The sequence below is a fragment of the Chamaesiphon sp. genome (assembly GCF_041738855.1).
Taxonomy (GTDB): Bacteria; Cyanobacteriota; Cyanobacteriia; order Cyanobacteriales; family Chamaesiphonaceae; genus Chamaesiphon.
This window is the reverse complement of the sequence record NZ_JBGSPA010000131.1, coordinates 1-20,982: the sequence shown is the minus strand read 5'-3', so window position 1 is coordinate 20,982 and position 20,982 is coordinate 1. Positions and strand designations below refer to the sequence as shown.

The 20,982-nt window shown below is 48.3% G+C and carries 17 protein-coding genes and 1 pseudogene; 10 read left to right on the top strand and 8 right to left on the bottom strand.

The features are described 5' to 3' along the window. Window positions 1–13: 13 nt before the first annotated feature. Complete coding sequence (locus ACEW9I_RS12075) at window positions 14–328, bottom strand: DUF6825 family protein (RefSeq protein ID WP_373540581.1); 315 nt, start codon at window positions 326–328, stop codon at window positions 14–16. 457 nt (window positions 329–785) lie between these two features. Between ACEW9I_RS12075 and ACEW9I_RS12070 the strand changes: the two genes are divergently transcribed. Further along, complete coding sequence (locus ACEW9I_RS12070; RefSeq protein WP_373540580.1) at window positions 786–3,827, top strand: MFS transporter; 3,042 nt, start codon at window positions 786–788, stop codon at window positions 3,825–3,827. On the opposite strand, the gene ACEW9I_RS12065 is transcribed toward ACEW9I_RS12070, so the two are convergent. Next, window positions 3,824–4,096, bottom strand: coding sequence for a hypothetical protein (locus ACEW9I_RS12065; protein ID WP_373540579.1), 273 nt, complete (start codon window positions 4,094–4,096; stop codon window positions 3,824–3,826). The genes ACEW9I_RS12070 and ACEW9I_RS12065 overlap by 4 nt on opposite strands. Window positions 4,097–4,189: 93 nt before the next feature. Between ACEW9I_RS12065 and ACEW9I_RS12060 the strand changes: the two genes are divergently transcribed. From ACEW9I_RS12060 to ACEW9I_RS12045, 4 genes are all read left to right on the top strand, one after another. Beyond that, complete coding sequence (locus ACEW9I_RS12060; protein ID WP_373540578.1) at window positions 4,190–4,564, top strand: photosystem I reaction center subunit IV; 375 nt, start codon at window positions 4,190–4,192, stop codon at window positions 4,562–4,564. Between the two features lie 145 nt (window positions 4,565–4,709). Then, window positions 4,710–5,318 carry a hypothetical protein gene (locus tag ACEW9I_RS12055; protein WP_373540577.1) on the top strand — a complete coding sequence of 203 codons (609 nt, stop codon included), beginning with the start codon at window positions 4,710–4,712 and terminating at the stop codon, window positions 5,316–5,318. 25 nt (window positions 5,319–5,343) lie between these two features. After that, entirely contained in the window at window positions 5,344–6,549 is a 1,206-nt protein-coding gene (locus tag ACEW9I_RS12050) for a glycosyltransferase family 2 protein (RefSeq protein ID WP_373540576.1), read from the top strand. Between the two features lie 14 nt (window positions 6,550–6,563). Further along, window positions 6,564–6,776, top strand: a complete 213-nt coding sequence (locus ACEW9I_RS12045) for an acetyltransferase (protein ID WP_373540575.1) — start codon at window positions 6,564–6,566, stop codon at window positions 6,774–6,776. Window positions 6,777–6,943: 167 nt separating this feature from the next. Here the strand turns inward: ACEW9I_RS12045 and ACEW9I_RS12040 are convergent, their stop codons facing one another. Both ACEW9I_RS12040 and ACEW9I_RS12035 read right to left on the bottom strand, forming a co-directional pair. Then, a complete protein-coding gene (locus ACEW9I_RS12040; RefSeq protein WP_373540574.1) occupies window positions 6,944–7,888 on the bottom strand; it encodes a heme o synthase in 945 nt (314 codons plus the stop codon). A 49-nt stretch (window positions 7,889–7,937) separates the two neighbouring features. Next, complete coding sequence (locus ACEW9I_RS12035; RefSeq protein WP_373540573.1) at window positions 7,938–8,891, bottom strand: heme A synthase; 954 nt, start codon at window positions 8,889–8,891, stop codon at window positions 7,938–7,940. A gap of 564 nt (window positions 8,892–9,455) precedes the next feature. Between ACEW9I_RS12035 and ACEW9I_RS12030 the strand changes: the two genes are divergently transcribed. From ACEW9I_RS12030 to ACEW9I_RS12020, 3 genes are all read left to right on the top strand, one after another. Beyond that, on the top strand, window positions 9,456–10,472 hold the full coding sequence (locus tag ACEW9I_RS12030) for a cytochrome c oxidase subunit II (RefSeq protein ID WP_373540572.1): 1,017 nt from the start codon (window positions 9,456–9,458) through the stop codon (window positions 10,470–10,472). Window positions 10,473–10,696: 224 nt separating this feature from the next. After that, a complete protein-coding gene (gene ctaD, locus ACEW9I_RS12025; protein ID WP_373540571.1) occupies window positions 10,697–12,358 on the top strand; it encodes a cytochrome c oxidase subunit I in 1,662 nt (553 codons plus the stop codon). Window positions 12,359–12,557: 199 nt separating this feature from the next. Continuing rightward, window positions 12,558–13,172: a heme-copper oxidase subunit III gene (locus tag ACEW9I_RS12020; RefSeq protein ID WP_373540570.1), complete on the top strand. Its 615-nt coding sequence runs from the start codon at window positions 12,558–12,560 to the stop codon at window positions 13,170–13,172. 286 nt (window positions 13,173–13,458) lie between these two features. Here ACEW9I_RS12020 and ACEW9I_RS12015 read toward each other — a convergent pair. The 4 genes and pseudogenes from ACEW9I_RS12015 to ACEW9I_RS12000 all read right to left on the bottom strand — a co-directional run. Next, window positions 13,459–14,133 (bottom strand): annotated as a pseudogene (locus ACEW9I_RS12015) (ammonium transporter); the annotation flags it as partial. 93 nt (window positions 14,134–14,226) lie between these two features. Further along, window positions 14,227–15,783: an ammonium transporter gene (locus tag ACEW9I_RS12010; protein WP_373540569.1), complete on the bottom strand. Its 1,557-nt coding sequence runs from the start codon at window positions 15,781–15,783 to the stop codon at window positions 14,227–14,229. Window positions 15,784–15,997: 214 nt separating this feature from the next. Further along, window positions 15,998–16,516, bottom strand: coding sequence for a 5-(carboxyamino)imidazole ribonucleotide mutase (gene purE, locus ACEW9I_RS12005; protein ID WP_373540568.1), 519 nt, complete (start codon window positions 16,514–16,516; stop codon window positions 15,998–16,000). Between the two features lie 150 nt (window positions 16,517–16,666). Continuing rightward, complete coding sequence (locus tag ACEW9I_RS12000; protein ID WP_373540567.1) at window positions 16,667–18,250, bottom strand: ammonium transporter; 1,584 nt, start codon at window positions 18,248–18,250, stop codon at window positions 16,667–16,669. A gap of 255 nt (window positions 18,251–18,505) precedes the next feature. Between ACEW9I_RS12000 and nagA the strand changes: the two genes are divergently transcribed. Then, complete coding sequence (gene nagA / locus ACEW9I_RS11995) at window positions 18,506–19,669, top strand: N-acetylglucosamine-6-phosphate deacetylase (protein WP_373540566.1); 1,164 nt, start codon at window positions 18,506–18,508, stop codon at window positions 19,667–19,669. Between the two features lie 47 nt (window positions 19,670–19,716). Continuing rightward, the gene (locus ACEW9I_RS11990; RefSeq protein WP_373540565.1) at window positions 19,717–20,457 is read left to right on the top strand and encodes an ATP-grasp domain-containing protein; all 741 of its coding nucleotides are present in this window, start codon (window positions 19,717–19,719) and stop codon (window positions 20,455–20,457) included. Window positions 20,458–20,982 lie beyond the last annotated feature (525 nt).

Below are 20,982 nucleotides of genomic sequence, written 5' to 3'. Positions count from 1 at the left end.
TTTACCGACGCGATTAACTTTGATGCCGATGTCTTTGGATTTCGGCACGGAGTCTAGCAATCTCAGATCGGAGTTCGTCGATCGTTTCTTGGATGTCCACGGTTTGTCCGTTGGGGGCTACTGTAGTAGTATTCCCGCCTGCGTTGGCTGTCTCTCGGGCGGCACGCTCGATGACTTCTTGGGTAAAGTTTCGGAGTTTTTCACCCTGTTCGGCGTTGATTTTACCGAGTTCGCTTAGGGTATGGGTTAAGGTCTCGCCGAGTTTGTCATTGAGGCTTTGGGCTAGGGCGCGACCGACAAAAAAACTATTTAGTACATTTTTGGTCATAGTATCGATAGCTACGATTAATTGTGCGTCCGTAAAGAATTATAACGCGTTGACTGTGGCGGTTGGGGCTGTCGATCGGTGTAAGTTTGGGTGAGGCAGTGGTGGCGATCGGCGTGGCGGTGGCAAATAAGACCTTTCGTTTTGAGAGTGTTGAAGAGCCATAAACTTCAGTTAGCCAATTGTAAAGGATGCTTGGGTGGGGTCAAGATCGATCGCGGCAAGTAAGTTGATGGGGATGACTTACGCTGTTGCATCGCTATTTTGCCAGATCGACTCGCTCTGGCGTCTACCTCTTTTGGGATAGAACCATTACGGGAGGTCTCTCTCATAGGAAAGTTGGCGAATAGTTCTGATTAGAGATTGAATGGTCTAAATAAGGCGAATCTAAATTCTGCCCCCAACTCTCGATCGAACGATCGAGTATTTAACTTCAATCTGGTACTCATAGGAGAAAGCGATGTTTGCAATTAGGTCACTTTTTCATAGCCATGCCACCGATTTAGTAGCTCAAGTTCAGACAAATGTAGCTTTTTCAACGCCGCAATTCTTTACAGCCTTGGTTGCGGGTCTATTTTTGACATTTGGATTTCAGATGCTGCTGACCAACTTATCGGTAGCGGCAGGTATTTCGGTATGGAGTCTGGCTCCTCAAGACGATAGCGATTCTAATTCTAGCTCAAGTAGTCATCTGCCCCCGATCGGCACAGCAGTCGGAGTCTGGACAGTGGCGACCGTCAGTATCGCCTTGTTCTTTGCGTGTTTGCTAGCGGCAAAATTGAGCCTAGTTAATAGCGCGATCGTCGGTGCGACACTGGGATTGACGATCTGGGCGGCTTATTTCTCGATTTTGATCTGGATTAGCTCGACGACTGTGGGTTCGCTGGTCGGCTCAGTCGTGAGTACTGCCACTAGAGGATTTCAGACTGTATTCGGGACAGCGACCGCCGCACTGGGTGCGAAGGCAGCTAGCTCTGAGCTAGTGTCATCTGCTGAAGCCGTAGCCGCCGCAGTCCGTCGCGAAATGACTGCATATATCGATCCTCAAGATGTCCAGTCATCATTCCGAGATCTGATCGGGACAGTAAAGCCCCAAGAACTAGATCTCCAGGGGATTAGAGCCGAGTTTGAAAAAATTCTCAAAGACTCAGACTTTGCCAAAAATGTCGATAAGGAAAATCTCCCGACTCTCAGTCGCGAAACCTTTGAGAACTTACTCAAAGAACGTACCGATCTCTCGCCTCGCGATGTCAAAAAGATCGTAGACGAACTCGATCGCTCTTGGAATGGAGCGGTGGGTGGTGTCTCCAAAGGTGGCGGACTCAGCGAACTGATGAATCTCGTCAAATCTGCCAGACCGCAGGATCTCCTCTCTGGTGACTTCTCCCAGCAGCTCGATCGCTATGTCAAAGGTTTGGGTCAGGGCGAGAATTCGAGCCAGTTGCAGCAAGCCCTGGGTGCAATCATGGGGATTGTCATGGGTCGGGTGGACTTATCCGATCTCGATGTTGAGAAAATCAAAAGTCAGGTTCAAGGTGCTCAGTCACAGCTCAAGAGCCAGGTCGGTAAAGTAGTCGAGCAGGTACCAGGACAAAGCGGTACGCCTGGTATGAGTGTGATTCGATCGGATGTCGAGCACTATCTCCGCGATGCTTACTCTTGGCAAATGACACCCGAGCGGATCGAGCGGGAGTTTCGCGATGTCCTCTACGATCCTCAAGCTGATGCGCGCACGATTCGGCAAGGGATCGAGACGCTCAAGCCGGAAGAATTCACCGCCATCCTCCAGTCGCGCGGTGTCTTTACTCAGTCCAAAATCGCTGAAATCTCCGCAGCGATCGATCGCGTCCGGCTTGCCGTATTGGCAGAAGTACGCGCTCTAGAGTCCGCAGGCATGTTTGCCAAGACACAGGCGGCGGTCGATCGCTATTTGAAGACGACGCCCAAAGAGCAGCTATTTGCGAATACTGCCGCTCAAGACTTCAAAACTCTCCTCACCGACGGCGATGCCGACCCGCAAGAGTTACACGATCGCTTGGTTCGACTCAAAAGCGATCGCTCGATGAATGGTTTCCAACAGCGTACCGATCTGACTCCAGCGGAAAAAGCCCAAATCGCTCAGAGCCTTGCGCCGATCCTCGATGTCGCGATCGCCGATACCCAAGGACTCCAAGCAGGCATCACCACGCGGGTCAGTACTCAGTGGCAGCAGGTGCAAGACTACCTCCGCAACACTGGCAACGCCGAACTCAACCCCGAAGGCATCAAGCGAGACTTACAGAAGCTCCTCGATGACCCTCAAGCAGGTATTCATGACCTCAAACAGCGGGCAGCTAGTTTCGATCGCGATACGCTAGTACAGCTCTTGAGTCAGCGCAAAGACATCAACCCAGACCAAGTTAATAGTATCTTGGACGGCGTAGAGTCCAACTGGAAACAGGCGACACACGCGCCCGCCGCGATCGCTGACAAAGCCAAAGCCCAGTATGAAGATACCACAGCGGCGATCGCTGACTATCTCCGTCGTACTGGCAAGTCCGAACTCAATCCCGATGGTATCAAACGCGATCTGACGACACTGCTCCACGACCCCAAATCGGGACTAGAATCGATCCGCGATCGCTTGAGCCAAATCGATCGCGATACCCTCGTCAAGCTCCTGAGCCAGCGCAATGACCTCACCGAAGACGAAGCCAACGCGACGATCGACCAAGTACAGGATACGATTCGCGGCGTCTTGCGGACTCCTCAGCGGCTCGCAGTCCGCGCTCAAGCCAAAGTCAAAGACTTCCAAACTACCCTCGAAGACTACCTTCGCAACACCAACAAGCAAGAACTCAATCCCGATGGGATCGAGCGCGACCTCAAACTGCTGTTACAAGATCCTCGGTTGGGCTTAGAGCACCTCGGCGATCGCCTGTCCCATGTCGATCGCGCTACGATTGTGGCGTTGCTCTCCCAGCGGCAAGACATCTCCCCCGCCGAAGCCGAACAAATCGTCGATCGCGTCCTCGCCGTTCGCGATCGCTTGGTAGGGCAACTAGACGCCATCAAAGCCAAAGTTCAGTCCGTCATCGATGGCATCTTGGGCAAAGTCCGCGACTACCTCAATGCCCTCGAACGCCCCGAACTCAACTACGACGGCATCCAGCGGGACGTTCGCACCCTCTTCGACGATCCCAATGCTGGTTTCGAGGCTCTTCGCGACCGACTCTCACATTTCGATCGTGATACCCTTGTTGCCGTCCTCAGTTCGCGCGATGACATCTCCCCCGCCGATGCCAACCGGATTATCGACAGAGTAGAAGGAGTCCGCACCAACGTCTTACACCGCGCCGAGCGGATTCAAGACCAGATCCAGACCCGCCTCGCCGACGTCAAGCGTCAAGCCCAAGCTCAAGCCGAGTCAACCCGCAAAGCCGCTGCCACCGCCGCCTGGTGGTTGTTTGCTACCGCCTTTACTTCCGGTATCGCTGCTGCTGTTGCTGGCGCGATCGCCTAAATTGGTAGAGGGTAGAGGGTAGAGCAGAAGGGAGGAAGATCGGCAGTAGCTGCGATCGCGTCGAAAATTGCTACAACCAATGACCCGAATAAAGTCCGATCGACTAACTCCCAACTCAACCCTAAAATGGAGCGAACGCCGCACCCCGCATCCCACAAACCATCCATACGCAGGGGAGTTTGAGGGGCGATGCGCGCATCGCTACCGCTATGCTGAATACCAGTAGTCAGACATAAAGCCCAACCCAAACTCACGTTAAGTTTCTGCATCAAAAGATAAGCGATCGCCGCTAGTTCATCTGATAATGTTACTAAAGCTCGACAACTCCAGCGATCGAGCCAACTACTAACGAGGACAATCTCATGATCGAACGTGGTTCTAAAGTTCGGATCCTTCGCAAGGAATCCTACTGGTTTCGGGAAGAAGGTACTGTAGCGGCAATGGACAAAAGCAGCATCATCAAGTATCCAGTCATCGTCCGCTTTGACAAAGTAAACTATGCAGGCGTCAATACGAATAACTTCGGATTGCACGAGCTACAAGAAACAGCAGCTCCGACCAAAAAAGCTCAATCAACAGCATCATCTGGTGGTAAGCAAACCACGGTCGAGCCAGCCACCCGCCGGACTGGACAAGGCGACATGAAAACTGATGTCAAAGCTGGTGCGCCCGAAGCACCAGGGGTAGACGATACTACTGTTGAGGGTGCTCCCAACCAAGGTACAGAAGCCAGATAAGCTTAGTTTCAAGATTTTCATTAAGCGGCAGGGGCAATCGATCGACTGCCCCTGCCGCTTTTGTACTGAAGCTCTATCTTTTGGTAGAGCTATGAGTCTATCTTTAGGAGCTATAAATTAATATTCAATGTAGATATAATTCAGGATGTACTTAGAACGGATTCAGCAGCTAAAGACTGAACTAATTAGCATCATGAAAAATATCATCTCGCGCTTTAATAAATCGTTTTTTAGAGTAGTAATGAGCTGCTTGGCAGTCCTCCTATTAGTTACCACTACTGCCTGTAACGGTACAAATATGTCGGCAAATACCGATAAGCCAGCAGCTACTAACCCAGCAACAGGCAAGGTTGATAGTCTCTATAAGCCGTTGACACCGCCAAAAGGTGGGATGAATAACTACAGCGATGTCGATCCTAGAATGGATACATCTGAAGCCGCTGCCAAGACCGATCGACTCATCAAAAAGACTGATGACTTAGTTCAAAAAGATACCAATCCCTTTAAACAAATTCGTAAGGAATTTGATGATAAAGGAGTTCCCGAAAGAGCGGCAAATATTGCTAAAGATGTCAATCGCTCTGCCAAAGAAACAGCCGACGACGTTGCCAAAGGTACTGAAAGAGGATTCGACAACCTCAAGAAAAACACCAAATCATTTGTAGAGGATGTCAAATCAGCAGCAGGTGACGTGAACCAAAAAGCACAACAGCAAACTGAAGATGTCGAACGCACTATTCGCAAAAATAGCTAACCCATTGAATAAATCGTCTCAAAACATGATTATTCAATCTGTTGGGGAGAGAAACTTAGTAAAACCGCTAATTTCTACCCCACCGATCGCCCAATGTGAAATCAGTGTGATTATTCCAGTCAAAGACGAAGCTCACCACTTAATTGCCACTCTGGCAGCCTTGGCTAGGCAAACTTGCCTAGCAGGTCAACCACTGTGTCCGCGCCAGTATGAAGTCATCGTCTTGGCAAATAACTGCACTGACAACTCTGCGGCGATCGCCCGCCAGTTTGCCAGGGAGCATCCACATTTAGCCATCCATGTCGCGGAGATGACTTTACCACCAGAGCGCGCATATATCGGATACGTCCGTAAGTTATTGATGGATGAAGCGTACCACCGCCTGATGGGATTGGGTCGCCAACGCGGTATTATCGCTTCGACAGACGGTGATACGCAGGTAGCACCTACCTGGATTGCCGCTACCCGTGCGGAGATCGCCACTGGGGCTGATGCTGTCGGCGGGCGAATTTTGACCGAGCGTCAGAGCCGTCACGCTCTCTCGCCACAAGCGCGCACTTTCTTTTTACAAGAGGTTGGCTATCGGTTCTTGGTAGCGGAGTTGGAGTACTATCTCGACCCCGATCCATACGATCCACTCCCACGCCACTATCAGCACTATGGTGCGAGTCTCGCCGTCACGGCTCAGATGTATGCCACAGCGGGTGGGCTGCCACCAGTAAGAACGCCGGAAGATGAAGCTTTTTATCAGTCTTTGCTCAGAGTCAATGCGCGGTTTCGGCACAGTCTCCGCGTCCAGGTGACGACCTCCGCTAGAGCGACCGGACGCTCTCCGGTGGGATTAGCCAACCAGTTGACCAAATGGAGCGAAATGCCTGGTGATGCGGCTCTCAAAGTCGAGCCAGCAGCGGCGGTCATCTCACGGTTTCGATCGCGACGCAAGCTGCGGTTGGTATGGCAACGGCTATCGCAAGGGCAGCATTTGTCACTACCAGAGATCGAGTCACTAGCAGACAGACTAGGCGTGACCAAAGACTGGTTGCTCATCGAATTGTTTCGACCTCAAACTTTTGGCAGACTCTTTGAGAAGGTGAGCCAACATCAACAGCAAAGTTATCTCAGTCGCTGGCCGCTAATTGATGTCCAAACAGCAATTATGGAGCTACGGCAATCGAGAGCAATGCGGATCGAGTCAGGGGCATTGCGGTCGATCGCACATTTTAATTATTAATTATTGAGGCAAAAATGTTTCTGCAAAGTAAAAGTTCTGATGCCATAGTTGAAGTCGAGGATCTCGAAACACTGTTCAATCCACTCAAAGATAAAATTCATGGAAAAATTCAAGAAGGTCAGGAAGAACAAGATCCTGAGCCTTTTGCTAAACAGGATTTGACATTTGCTTCAGGTGAAGAGTTACCTCGCTGCTGGATCGATCCCAATTATCGAACCGCTGAGTAACCGATATATCAGCGGATGAACCCGAACCTTCATCAAATACTTATCCATCCACATAACTCAGTATCATCAGGTAAGCACTAACCACCATTGAATGTTTATTTGTACAAACAACCCAGTTGAATTCTTGATTCAACTGGGTTATTTGTGTGGATAGTCGAGCCAGTTACTTACTTGAGTATCAAAGCGATCGCTGCTTGAGTTTGGGGTAGACTATCAATCACGATCGCCGTACACAACAACATCATGTACAAGATCGAATACTTAAACATTGATTTAGCCACACTCTTCTCAGTTGGAGCTTGCAATAACTTCCAAGCTTCATACACAAATACACCACCCAATCCCACAGCCGATATTCCATACACGATGCCCGCTCCACCCAATGGATAAATCAATAACAGTGTAGTGGGGATGAGCAAGAGTGTATAAATCCAAATTTGTTTCGCTGTCGCCGCCTCACCGACAACCACAGGTAACATCGGTACCCCAACTTTGGCATAGTCATCTTTGAGCATCAGTGATAGTGCCCAAAAATGAGGAGGTGTCCAGATAAAGACGATCGCAAATAACACCCAAGCTTCGATACTCAAACTATTGGTTACCGCTGCCCAACCAACTAATGCTGGAATCGCACCAGCCGCGCCACCAATGACGATATTTTGGGGCGTATGGCGTTTGAGTAAATGGGTATAAATTACCATGTAGAAGGCGATACCAGCCATCGCTAATAAAGCTGCTAGGAGATTGGTAAAAACTGCCAAAATCGTAAATGACAATCCAGCCAAAACCGCCGCAAAAATCCCTGCATGGACTGGTTTGATTCTACCTGATGGGATCGGGCGACTACGAGTCCGTTCCATCGCATAATCAATATCTCGATCGTAAATACAGTTCATCGCTTGAGCTGAAGCTGCGGCAAACATCCCCCCGATGACTGTCACTAAAAACAAGACTGGATCGGTTGCTCCATCAGATGCCAACCACATTGCCGCCGCAGTTGTAATCAACAGCAATGGAATGATTCTCGGTTTGGTAAGTTGATAATAACTCTGAATAACTTGAAGGAAATTTTGGTGTTTAGAATCGCCAGATCGATCGAGAGTCTCTTGCATATTTAGGGAGTGGGGATGTTTGACCGCTGCGGCAGGAAGGGGAACTGAGCTAAAATTGACTGGCTAGTTGCGATCTTTTGAGTCGCCATGATAGTACAGTAATGACAACCAATGTACCTAGTAGAGTTGCACCGATCGATTGATGGGCAACTGTCAGCGTTTCTACTTGCAGATGGAGCTTGAAAGTAGCCACACCTAGCAATATTTGACCGATTAATAGTCCTCCAACCAGTGCAGCTAGTTTATAAAAATATTTGGGTAAATCTCGACTGCGCCAAATCGCGACTGTCACAGCCACACAGCTCAGTGTAGCGGGAACGACGCCAATAATGTGACTGTTCATGACCGTACACAGTTCGGAGTTACCAAAACATTGATGCAATGCCCATCTAGAGCCAACTAATCCACCAATCAGGCTCTGTACATAGATACAAGTCGCCGCAATCAATGGCAGCCAAACAGGCAACTGCACGACTGAGCGATCGGATGACCGATCGATTGGGAGCAAGCAGGTACCGATCGTCAGTAAAGTGACAAAGAATAACAGTGCTGTACCCAGATGTGCAGTCACAATGTCAAAGCGTAGCAGTTCGGTGACAGTAAATGCACCCAAGGCTCCTTGAATTAGGATCAGACTCATGGCAAAAGTAGTCGCCCCGGGCAGCCAACGCGGCAGTTGGTGCCGAAACCACCACGCTGAGCTAACGAGTAGCAACGTACTCAGCCCGATTAATGCCGCATCGAGGCGATGAAACCACTCTAGGAATACCTGAAGATTCATCTGCTGGGTGGGTACGAGTTGCCCATAGCACAATGGCCAATCAGGACAAGCCAAGCCAGCATTCATCACTCTGGTAGCACTACCTACCGCCATTAGTAACAGCGTGGCGATCGCGATCTTCCAGATCGATCGCCGGATACGGGTTTGAATGATGATATCCCCATTGTTGCTGCGGGAGCGATCTTCACGAGGATGTTGAGGGATAATTGCGGAATCTGACATGGTATCGATCGCTGAGTTAGGTTGCTTATTGTCTGGTTCTAGCTAATCTAGCTCACTCCTTTCAAGCTAGCATTAATACCTATTGACAGTTGGGCACTAAAGTGTGGTTTTGCTCGAGAAACTACTACTAGTCAACAGTGCAAACCCCAGTGATGTTTAGGTTAGAGCATCAATCGCTCCAGATCCCAAAGAAAATATTAAAGATCTTCGAGAGCGAAATCTCATCCGAGTCGCGTAATTTTCAGTCGGGGTCGAATCCCAAAGAAAATCTGAAGAAATGCAAATAAGTGCCGATCGATCCGATCGGCTACGGTACCTTAGTAAAGGTGGCAACGGAAACTATATCCATCCCGCTTTCGCTATTATCATAACTATCTAACTAAATTTCTAAGTTCGGCTCATCGCTGTCACTAAAGTGCTGGTTCTTACGTGTTCCAGATTACTAGTCATCCACCCGCTGTCAATCTTACTCCCCTCAACTGCCGCGATCGCGATCGCCGCTCAAATGATACAGCTAGTCGGATTTCCGATTTCATCAACTCTTTTCCATCCCCGTAATACTCCATGAATATTCCTAGCTCAATTCTCACGCTCCTGCTGGGTATAGGACTAACCTTAGTCAGCCTCTGGTATGGACAAAATCATGGCTTAATGCCCGTTGCTGCTTCCGAAGAAGCTGCACACATCGATGGGTTATTCAACGCCATGATGACGATTTCGATGGGACTATTTTTATTAGTTCAAGGCGTCATCGTGTATTCGGCAATTAAATTTCGGCGCAAACCTGGAGAACTCGGCGATGGTGCTGCGATCGAGGGCAATGTACCATTGGAAATATTATGGACGGCGATTCCAGCCGCGATCGTGCTCTGGATTTCGATCTATAGTTTTGAAATCTACAACGAAATGGGTGGTTTCGATCCTGCCGCGAACGACATGCACGCGATGCACGGAATGCCTGCGGGTAAAGGGAGCGCGATGGCGGCCACTCTCGACGGGATGCCCAATACCAGCACGCTCATGGCACTGGGTGTCGGTGCTTCCCCAGCCAATCAAGGTAAACCCGCTGCTGTAAGTGTCAATGTGCTGGGACTACAGTATGCCTGGATCTTTACCTATCCTGACTCCAATGTCACTACTAGTGAACTTCATGTCCCTGTTGGCAAAGAAGTCCAGCTCAATATGAACGCTCAGGATGTGATCCACGCTGTCTGGATTCCGCAACTGCGACTAAAACAGGACGTAATTCCTGGTACGCCCACGCAGCTAAGATTTACCACGAACAAAGTCGGTACCTATCCACTGCGCTGCGCCGAACTCTGTGGTGGTTATCATGGTTCGATGGTGACCCAAATGATCGTTCATACACCAGAAGACTACGCTACTTGGATTGCCAGTCAGCAAGACTCGGCTCAAGCTCAAGCAGAAGTAGTCAAGCAGACAATCGCGATGACTCCTGCAAATCTGTCTACAGCTAGCTATCTGGCTCCCTACGCCACAGAGATGGGCGTAAAATCCGAAATGGTTCAACATCTCCAACATCATGACATGAGCAAGTCGATCGCTTCTGCAATCAAATAATAGAAAGGCAGTAGCGTGTCGAGCCAGTAGGGTGGGCACTGTCTTGTCTCCCTAAACCCTCAGACAAAGCCGAGGATCGGGAGCCGCTGCCCACCAACCAGGATCTACGCAATTATAGCTAGATACCCATGTCGATTTACTAATTATCAAACCCATAGCTAGACACAAAACACAGATTAGGTATTTTTCCTCAAGCCCAAAGCCTAAAACCTAAAGCCTAAACCATGACAGCAGAATTATCAATTCCCACCCAACGTCCACAGGAAGATGAGATCGTTCATCATCACCGTAACTGGAAAGATTACTTTACATTTAGTACCGATCACAAAGTGATTGGTATCCAGTATTTTGTAACTGGCTTTGTCTTCTATATCATCGGTGGTTTACTTGCCGAAGGAATTCGGACAGAGCTAGCTACTCCCGATCCAGATTTGGTCGATCCTGCTACTTACAATAGTATGTTCACCATGCACGGCACGATCATGATCTTCCTGTGGATCGTACCAGCCGGAACGGGTGCATTTGCCAACTATCTCCTGCCGTTGATGATTGGCGCGCGGGATATGGCATTTCCCAAGCTCAATGCTGTGGCATTTTGGATCATTCCACCCACAGGATTGTTACTGATTCTCAGCTTCTTTTTAGGTCCTGCCCAAGCTGGTTGGACTTCCTATCCACCCCTGAGTTTACTAACAGGTAAAGTGGGTGAAGGGATCTGGATTATGACTCTATTGCTGCTCGGCACATCTTCGATTCTGGGGGGGATTAATTTCTTCACCACGATTCTCAAGATGCGGATTCCGAGCATGTCCATGATGCAGATGCCTCTGTTTTGTTGGGCGATGTTGGCAACTTCACTATTGATGTTGATTGCGACACCAGTATTGGCTGGCGCACTGATTTTACTCTCCTTCGACCTCATCGCTGGCACAGCTTTTTTCAATCCAGTGGGTGGTGGTGAGCCTGTAGTTTACCAGCACATGTTCTGGTTCTACTCTCACCCAGCGGTGTACATCATGGTGCTACCCTTCTTTGGGGTGATTTCGGAAGTAATTCCCGTGCATTGCCGCAAACCGATTTTTGGGTATGGCGCGATCGCGTATTCTAGTATGGTAATTAGCTTCTTAGGCTTGATTGTCTGGGCGCACCATATGTTTACTAGCGGTACCCCTCCCTGGTTGCGGATGTTCTTCATGATTACCACGATGGTGATTGCCGTACCGACTGGGATCAAGATCTTTGGGTGGCTAGCGACAATGTGGGGCGGAAAAATCAATCTCAATACGCCAATGCTGTTTGCGATGGGTTTTATCTCCACCTTCGTGATTGGTGGGATTACTGGCGTCATGTTGGCAGCAGTGCCTTTTGATATCCACGTTCACGATACCTACTTTGTCGTTGCCCACTTGCATTATGTCCTGTTTGGTGGCAGCGTCTTTGGGATTTTTACGGGTGTCTATCACTGGTTCCCTAAAGTCACCGGACGACACATCGACGACACTTGGGGCAAGATCCACTTCGTGCTAACTTATTTCGGTTTTAACGCAACTTTCCTCCCCATGCACATACTGGGATTGCAAGGTATGCCGCGTCGGGTTGCGATGTATGCACCAGAATTCCAAAATTTGAATCAATTTATCACCTATGGTAGCTATGTGCTGGCGATTTCGACTCTCCCCTTCATAGTGAATGTGATTTACTGCGCTTACAAGGGTAAGCCAGCGGGAAGTAATCCTTGGAATGCGTTGACTCTTGATTGGCAAACTACTTCACCCCCAGAAATCGAGAATTTTGAGGTTTTACCAGTGTTGACGACTGGTCCTTATGATTATGGTGATACTGAGGAAGTTGAAGAGCCAGCCAAGGTATTTACGACTTCGGGCTAGTTGCGATAGCAGTTGGCAGTGACAATTATTCCTGAGCTGGTGCGTTACGCTCCGCATTCGCGCAAGCGTAACACACCCTATCATTACTTGTGGATTGGCTTGCTTTAGATCTACCCACCCCACTGGGTGGGGAACCCGACCAGCAACCCTGCGGGCACCCCTCCGAGGAGGGGATTCTTAATCATAACCCCTAATATTTATGCAAGGATCTATTTCCGACCAGACGCAAATTAATATCGAGAGTGCTACCCATGAGAGCCATCATGACGCGCATCCAGATTTTCGGATCTTTGGTTTGATCGTGTTTCTCGTAGCTGAAGGGATGATTTTCCTCGGATTGTTTGTTGCCTACTTCGCATTTCGATCGATGGCACCCGAATGGCCGCCAGCAGGTACACCCAAGCTCGAACTCCTGCTACCTGGAATAAATACCGTTGTGCTGATTGCCAGTAGCTTGGTCATCCATCAAGCCGATACCGCTATCAAAAAGAATGATGTCAAAGGTTTGCAACTGTGGTTTGGAATTACTGCCCTGATGGGGATTTTGTTCTTAGGCGGACAGTTGTATGAGTACAGTCATCTAGAATTTGGTCTTCGTACCAATTTATTTGCGAGTACATTCTACGTCTTGACTGGATTCCACGGCTTACACGTTACTGTCGGCGTATTGTTGATTTTATCAGTACTATGGCGATCGCTCAAACCAGAACATTATGGCACCAATAATCATTTTGGTGTCGAAGCTGCTGAGATTTACTGGCACTTTGTCGATGTAATTTGGATTATTTTATTCATCCTATTATATCTAATTTGATCGTCTCCAATTTTCAATCGCTAAAAAGTCGTAGATCTAGATCGATCTACGACTTTTTATTTCCATAATCTGAGCTTATTTCCAAGCGCGTATTTTACTTGAAGCCTAAAGCCTAAAACCTTGCTTGGTGAAACACATGCGGAGGGAACCTCCGCGTGATTTCATCCGCAAAACCTAAAACCTAATTTAGCCTTCCTTCTCAGCCAGACTCAAACCAGCGGCAAACTCTTCACCATAGCCTTCTTCGCCGTGCTCGTTAATGTCCAAACCTTGATATTCAGCTTCTCGCCGTAATTAAACCAATCAAAATCGCACTTAGAGGAGTCACAAAACCAGCCGCAGGTGTAATCCCAACTAAGCCAGCCAAGAAACCACTCGCAATCCCGACCGCCGTAGGCTTAGCCCGCAATACCCACTCTAGGATCAGCCACATCAAACCGCCAGCACAGCTAGAAACCGCAGTGGTGACAAATGCCACGACAGCTAAACCATTGGCACCGAGGGCACTACCGCCATTGAAACCAAACCAGCCGAAGAATAGTAATCCGATGCCCAACAGCACATACGGTACATTATGCGGTGCTGCTGGTTGATTGGGGTAGGTTCTGCGCGGGCCGATCGTCCAAGCCGCTACGACAGCCGAAACACCAGAACTGATATGAACGACCGTACCACCAGCAAAATCCAAAGCACCAAGGTTGGAACCTAGATAACCTTTACCCCACACCATGTGAGCTAGAGGAGCATAAATGACTGTAGACCAAATCAAGATAAACCAGAAGTAAGCTTTGAAGCTCATCCGTTCGACAATTGCCCCAGAAATTAAGGCGGGGGTGATGATGGCAAACATCATCTGATAAATCATGAACAATTGGTGGGGAATTGTTCCAGCATAACCGATCGGATCGGCCCGATCGAAGGCAACATTATTTAGCCCAAACCAGTTGAGGTTACCAATAAATGGATTGCTGGCGAATACCATTTTTGCCGCATCAGTGGTGCGGAAATCGGCACCGCTAGCAGTCGATCCATTTTCGATCTTCAGCAAGATTTACTAAGGCTGCTCGATCTTGCGATCCATACCACCTCTTGGCTCTGTGCCATAAATTGAAGAGTTAGCAGAAGGAGTTGATTGGATCGCATACTCAGGGTAAGCTGGCATACCATGTTCGTGAATGTCGATGCCTTCGAGTTCTCCTTCCTGGGAAACGCGGAGTGTGCCAGTCAGATTGACGGCAGCCATTAACGCCATTCCGAGCGAAAAAGCTGAGAGGGTGACGATCGCACTACCGATAAATTGGGCAGTCAATACCTGCATCCTACCACCATAGAGTAGTCCTTTAACCAGCAATGGAGCCGAATTATCGGGGGCGAATGCTCCGCTGGCACCAAATTCACCTGTCGCGAATAGTCCGAGGGACAACGTGCCCCAAATCCCGCAAAAGCCATGAACGGGGACAGCACCGATCGGATCGTCAATTCGCAGCCATTCCAAGATATCGATCCCCCAAACCACGACCGCACCACCGATGGCACCGATCGGAATCGAACCCGTGGGATTTACCCAATAACAGGGACAGGTGATCGACACCAATCCAGCTAGGAAACCATTGACTGTGTAGCTAAGATCCCATTTCTTGGTCTTGGGATAACCGACGAACATAGCTGATAGTCCACCCGCACAAGCGGCGAGGGTAGTATTTGCGGAGACTCTTGCTGTCCCCTGAAAGTCCATTGCTGACAGCGTAGAACCAGGATTAAAACCATACCAGCCAAACCAGAGAATCAGACCGCCGATCGCGGCGATCGTCAAATCGTGAGGTAGCATCGGGCCGCCACCATCCCGCTTGAACACCCGACCGAGGCGAGGCCCCAGGACGATCGCACCAGCAAGCGCGATGATCCCACCGACGGTATGAATCACCGTCGATCCCGCAAAGTCCCGAAAACTCGTACCCACAAAGGGTAAAAAATTGTTCTCACTACCCATCGATACTAAAAATCCATCTGGCCCCCACACCCAATGTCCGATAATCGGATAGATGAAGCCAGAAACACCAGTACTGTAGAGCAGATCGCCAACAAATCCCGTCCGACCGAGCATCGCCCCTGAAGTAATCGTCGAGCAGGTATCGGCAAAGGCGAATTGAAACAGCCAGAAAGCTAAGAAGGCAACACCTGTGGATTGATAAGTTGCTGGCGCACCTTGCAAGAAAAACCAATTACCGCCGATGAACCCATTGCCAGTACTAAACATAAAGGCAAAACCGATCGCGTAAAACAGCAGTCCGCACAGACAGGTGTCAACGATACACTCCATCAGCACGTTGACAGTTTCGCGCGATCGAGAGAATCCCGCCTCCAGCATTGTGAAACCAGCCTGCATTCCAAATACCAAAAATGCTGCGAGTAATGTCCACAACGTATCGATCGGATTGACAATATCATTTGCCTTGACGACAGGATCTGCGGCGATCGCTGGCGCACCGACAAAATGCGCGACAATCGGTATCGCCACGAAGGCTAGCACCAAAATAGCCACAAACTTAGAAAATAGCAACAGATAACCATATCTGCGCCATTCGGGGTCTTGGAATCTTTGACCTCCCAACTACCGATCGAGCAATATGTGGTAGCAACCTGAGATCCCGATCGTGAAATAAGGCTCTAGTAGAACTGCCATTTGGAGTCGCACAGGTAAACCTGAAAACCATTGCTACAAGCTAGCTGAAGCTGAATAAATTTAAGATTACGCAAGCTAGATTGAAAAAAATGTGTTCTTAATTACATTTCGATCGAGAAGTCAAAGATCGCCTTAGTTGTAGTTAGTCTTTGTCTAGATAAGTGCGATAGCCGATCTCTGCTAGCCTAGCTTGTTTATCCAGCACCATTTCTTTGAGGCTTTGTCGATAGGAAATGACTTGAGCTAACAGATCTGGATCTTGAGTTGCCAGGATTTGGACGGCGAGTAGTCCGGCATTGGTAGCATTGCCGATCGCGACTGTCGCAACGGGAATACCTGCGGGCATTTGGACGATCGAGTACAGTGAGTCTACACCCTGCAAGGTCTTGGTCTGAACGGGTACACCGATCGTGGGTAAGGGGGTGAGAGCTGCGACCATGCCTGGTAAATGAGCCGCGCCACCCGCACCCGCAATAATTACTTTTAAGCCCCGCTGGTGGGCTGTTTGAGCGTATTCAAACATCCGTTCGGGGGTACGATGTGCAGAGACGATCTCAACTTCATGCGCGATTTCAAATTGTTCGCAGATTTCGATTGCGGCTTTCATCGTCGGTAGGTCAGAATCGCTACCCATAATGATGCCAATCAGGGGAGATGTCATAGTTTGGAATTGCTGGATAGTTTCTCAAAGCTATGAGCATCATATGGTATTGGCGAACCGAAATCATTATTTAAAAACAAAAAAGACTAGGCTGTCTGAGAGCCTAGTCTTTTTTGTTGAGATTGGATTTCTAGATCGAATCCTCAGATCTTAGAGACCACCACTCGCTTTTGGATATTCTGAGCTACCGCCATCAGCTTTACGCTGAGAGTAAATCTCTTTGCTATAGTCAGATGTGCCGCCGAGTGACGATCCTGGATATGCTTCCATTCCGTGTTCGCTGATGTCCAATCCTTGGAATTCTTCTTCCGGAGTAACCCTAATGCCCGTGGTCGCTTTCAGAATTGCCCAGAAGATTAGGCACAGCACAACTGTTGCTCCACCAACTGACAATATCCCAATTAGTTGATGACCCAATTGCTCAAAGCCACCGCCAAAGAAGGTTCCAAGTTTTGGTGCAGGGGTAACACCAAAAGCGTCTCCCTGACTGAATAAGCCGACTGCCAGAGTTCCCCAAATCCCATTGACTAAATGCACAGCAGTTGCGCCGACAGGATCGTCAATTTTGATCCGATCGAAGAAACTAACTGCAAATACAACCAAGACCCCAGCCACAGTACCAATAATTGCGGCGGAGGGCACGCTAATCCAAGCACAGGGAGCAGTTACAGCTACCAGCCCTGCCAAGATCCCGTTGATAACCATCGATAGATCTGGTTTGCCGAGGACGAGCCAAGCAACAGCTGTAGCGGCAATCCCACCGAAAGCACCACCAGTATTGGTAGTCACGGCAATATGTCCGATCGCTGCTGATACACCCATTGTCGAGCCAGGGTTGAATCCAAACCATCCGAACCACAAAATCAAGCAGCCCAGGGTCGCAATACTCATATTGTGACCTGGTATCGCATTGGCGGTACCATCATTATTGTATTTACCAAGTCTCGGCCCAACCATCCACGCCCCAATCAGCGCAGCCCAGCCGCCAACGGAGTGGACAACAGTAGAACCAGCAAAATCATAGAATCCCATTTTTGCCAGCCAACCACCGCCCCAAATCCAATGTCCGGTAATCGGATAAACGATGCCGACTAACAATAAGCTAAAAACTAGGAAGGAGAGAAATTTAATCCGTTCGGCAACTGCACCAGACACGATCGTGGCGGCGGTACCTGCAAACGCCAGTTGGAAAAAGAACTTAGCACTTAGAGGTACTCCTGTCCAATTGAGCGAACCAAATGCTCCCTTGTAGGCATCACCCATAGCTGGACTATTGTCCGCGCCTGTCAAGAAGAATCCTTCGGTACCGATGAAGTCATTACCTGTGCTAAACATCAAGCCAAATCCCAGCACCCAAAAAGCGACGCTGGAGAGGGCAAACACGATGAGGTTTTTTGCCAAAACGTTGACAGCATTTTTCTCGCGACAGAATCCAGTTTCTAACATGCAGAAACCAGCATTCATAAAGATGACTAGCATCGCTGCAACCATCACCCAAGCAGTATCGAGATTGACCTTGAGTTCTTCCGCCATTTTAATCGCATCTGGCGGGGCTTTTTGTGCTACGGCTGCAACATTCCAAAAAACGATAATCGCTACAGTAATCGGCAAGCAATTTCGCCAAGTGCCGGATAGTTGTCTATACCAATTGACAGCAAACAGCTTTCTCAGCAAACGATTAAAGCTTTCTTCTGTAGATCTTTGTTGTTGCTTTGTGTTTATTTTTGAAACCATCAGTAATTTCCTATTTTTCGATAGAGTCGCAGAATATCTGTTTCTCAGGAGACACTGCGACTATTAAATTAATTAACCCAATCCGAACTAAGTTATTGTAGTGTGTTCTGAGTATGTTTAGAAATTTATTGATTTAGTCACAGCGTTCGTCTAGTGTATTTAATTAAACAGCGGACGAGATCGAGAAATGGTCAAATTGGATACAAATTGATATATTAACGATCGAGAATGTCCAGTCGCCTACGATCGATAACCATGAAGGATTACAAAATTACTAATGCTCGGATTCCTGGATATCTGGGGATGCAGCAGATCGAGATCGGCAATGGCAAGATTGTCAAAATTGCCGAACGACTGGCGACAGCAAATTTACCAGGTGTAGATGTCGAGGGCGATTGGATTTCTCTGGGTGGGGTGGATCTTCAGATCAACGGAGCGTTGGGATTGGCGTTTCCCGATGTGCGAATGGAGGATTTGCCTCGGCTGACACAAATTTGTGACTTTCTCTGGGCGCAGGGTGTAGACGGATTTTTACCAACGATCGTCACGACATCGATCGACAATATTCATCGATCGTTAGCCGTCTTTACCGAGTTCATCAAACATCAGCAGCCAAATACATCTCAAGTACTGGGCATCCACCTAGAGGGGCCATTTCTCAATCCGCAAAAACGGGGTGCTCATCCTGCCGCATATCTACTGCCACTGACGCTAGATGCTGTCACTTCAGTTTGCAGTAAATATAGTCAAACTATCAAAGTAATTACCCTTGCTCCAGAATTAGACCCGACAGACACGATCGTTCCTTATTTAAGGTCTTTGGGTATTATTGTCAGTCTGGGGCACTCTCAGGCGAATTTTGCCCAAGCCGAACAAGTATTTACCAGTGGGGCATCCATGGTGACTCATGCTTTTAATGCGATGCCAGGATTGCACCATCGGGAGCCAGGGTTATTGGGTGCAGCTCTCACACAGCCACATGTTCGATGTGGATTCATCGCTGATGGACAGCACGTTCACCCAGCGATGCTAAAGTTGCTCGTAAGAGCGGGTAAGTGTAGTGAAGGATTATTTCTAGTCAGTGATGCTTTGTCCCCCCTGGGTTTGCCTGATGGTAAATATCCCTGGGATTGTCGGGAGATTGAGGTAGTTGATGGGACGGCGAGACTGGCTGATGGAACGCTTTCGGGGACGACTCGATCGTTATTAGTTGGAGTACAGAATTTAGTTAGATGGGGGGTTTGCGACGTGGGTAATGCGATCGCACTAGCGACAATATCCCCACGTCTAGCTCTGAGACAGCCTGCGGCACCTCAAATCGAGATTGGCGATCTGTATTTGCGCCAGTCGGCAAATTTGCTCCGGTGGCATTGTGACTCACGTGGAGAATTAAGTTGGCAAAGATTGCAAGTTCCTTAAATTAGAGCTTCGCAGATTAAATCGGGGTCAATGTAAATCGCTAAAATATGAAAGTCTATATTATTCAAAATAAAGATGGCGAATTTGCCAGTGTGAATTTTGCTGTTGCTTCTGACGGTTTTCGGAAAATGGGCTGGGAGATTGTCCCTTTTAGTAGACAAGACAATACCCGCTTATCCGATTTAGCGTCAGAAGATGTGGTGGTGGGATATGTCGAAGATGTGAATGCCGCTCTATCTCAATTAGGTTTCCAATCGCCAGTTGAGATTAATTATCCAGATGAATTAGCTAGCTTTTTAGGTAGAAAGGTGTGGAAATCGCAAATTAACTACATCGCCAAACATCCAGAGCTATGGAATATTTTTATTAAACCTGCAACTTTAACTAAAAAATTTACAGGACGCTTGGTTCGCAGTCCTAAAGATTTGATTAGTTGTGGGGACGAATCAGAAGATACTGAAATTTGGTGTTCGGAGCCAGTAAATTTTTTGGCAGAGTGGCGATGTTATGTCCGCTATGGCGAGATTCTGGGCGTGAAACATTACTTCGGTGATTGGCGGGTACATTTCGATGCCCAAGTTATCGAAAAAGCGATCGCGGCTTATACTTCGGCACCAGCGGGTTATGCTGCGGACTTTGGGGTGACGGATAAGGGCGAAACTTTATTAATTGAAGTCAACGACGGATATTCGATCGGATCTTACGGGTTATTTTCGGCGGATTATGCGCGGTTATTAGCATCTAGATGGGCGCAAATAACTGGCTCTAGAGATTATTCAATTTATTAATATATCCGATCGAGAAAAGATTTGTTAAGCAGCTAGCTTAGGGCGGAGAAAGTTTTATGAAAAGTTAGGATGGCTGCTTAGTCATAAAACGGATAGACCAATAAAAGAGATTGGGGCTAGGATTTTACTAATTCCTTTATCAACGATAGAGACTACGCTTGATTTAGTCAGAGAAGCAATGGAATCTATCAGTTTTATCGATGTGCTCACCTGGACTAAATCTATTTTTGGGTCTTCGATGCTTTCCCGCCGAAGACATCTGAATTCATCCTCTAACTCTGACACAAAACCTTCATGAAGTCTTGCCCTATCTAGAAGGGCAAAATGAACATGCTAGGCAGTGCCCACAGACCATTTGTGATTTAGTAATATAAATATTTTAGGTAATTAGGGCTTGCTGAAGAAGACTATAACCCGCGAAGGGAGACGAATTCAATCGATAACGGGAAGAGCGAAGTCCCAGAAAATTAGCTAAGATCGGTCTAAAGCCTAGTCCAAGGTGTTAATACTCATGTACCGACAAGT

Bases quoted from the DNA above. Each gene is read 5' to 3' on its own strand.
- ACEW9I_RS12075 (WP_373540581.1), bottom strand. From the start codon at position 328: ATGACCAAAAATGTACTAAATAGTTTTTTTGTCGGTCGCGCCCTAGCC.
- ACEW9I_RS12070 (WP_373540580.1), top strand. From the start codon at position 786: ATGTTTGCAATTAGGTCACTTTTTCATAGCCATGCCACCGATTTAGTA.
- ACEW9I_RS12065 (WP_373540579.1), bottom strand. From the start codon at position 4,096: ATGCAGAAACTTAACGTGAGTTTGGGTTGGGCTTTATGTCTGACTACT.
- ACEW9I_RS12060 (WP_373540578.1), top strand. From the start codon at position 4,190: ATGATCGAACGTGGTTCTAAAGTTCGGATCCTTCGCAAGGAATCCTAC.
- ACEW9I_RS12055 (WP_373540577.1), top strand. From the start codon at position 4,710: ATGTACTTAGAACGGATTCAGCAGCTAAAGACTGAACTAATTAGCATC.
- ACEW9I_RS12050 (WP_373540576.1), top strand. From the start codon at position 5,344: ATGATTATTCAATCTGTTGGGGAGAGAAACTTAGTAAAACCGCTAATT.
- ACEW9I_RS12045 (WP_373540575.1), top strand. From the start codon at position 6,564: ATGTTTCTGCAAAGTAAAAGTTCTGATGCCATAGTTGAAGTCGAGGAT.
- ACEW9I_RS12040 (WP_373540574.1), bottom strand. From the start codon at position 7,888: ATGCAAGAGACTCTCGATCGATCTGGCGATTCTAAACACCAAAATTTC.
- ACEW9I_RS12035 (WP_373540573.1), bottom strand. From the start codon at position 8,891: ATGTCAGATTCCGCAATTATCCCTCAACATCCTCGTGAAGATCGCTCC.
- ACEW9I_RS12030 (WP_373540572.1), top strand. From the start codon at position 9,456: ATGAATATTCCTAGCTCAATTCTCACGCTCCTGCTGGGTATAGGACTA.
- ctaD (WP_373540571.1), top strand. From the start codon at position 10,697: ATGACAGCAGAATTATCAATTCCCACCCAACGTCCACAGGAAGATGAG.
- ACEW9I_RS12020 (WP_373540570.1), top strand. From the start codon at position 12,558: ATGCAAGGATCTATTTCCGACCAGACGCAAATTAATATCGAGAGTGCT.
- purE (WP_373540568.1), bottom strand. From the start codon at position 16,516: ATGACATCTCCCCTGATTGGCATCATTATGGGTAGCGATTCTGACCTA.
- ACEW9I_RS12000 (WP_373540567.1), bottom strand. From the start codon at position 18,250: ATGGTTTCAAAAATAAACACAAAGCAACAACAAAGATCTACAGAAGAA.
- nagA (WP_373540566.1), top strand. From the start codon at position 18,506: ATGAAGGATTACAAAATTACTAATGCTCGGATTCCTGGATATCTGGGG.
- ACEW9I_RS11990 (WP_373540565.1), top strand. From the start codon at position 19,717: ATGAAAGTCTATATTATTCAAAATAAAGATGGCGAATTTGCCAGTGTG.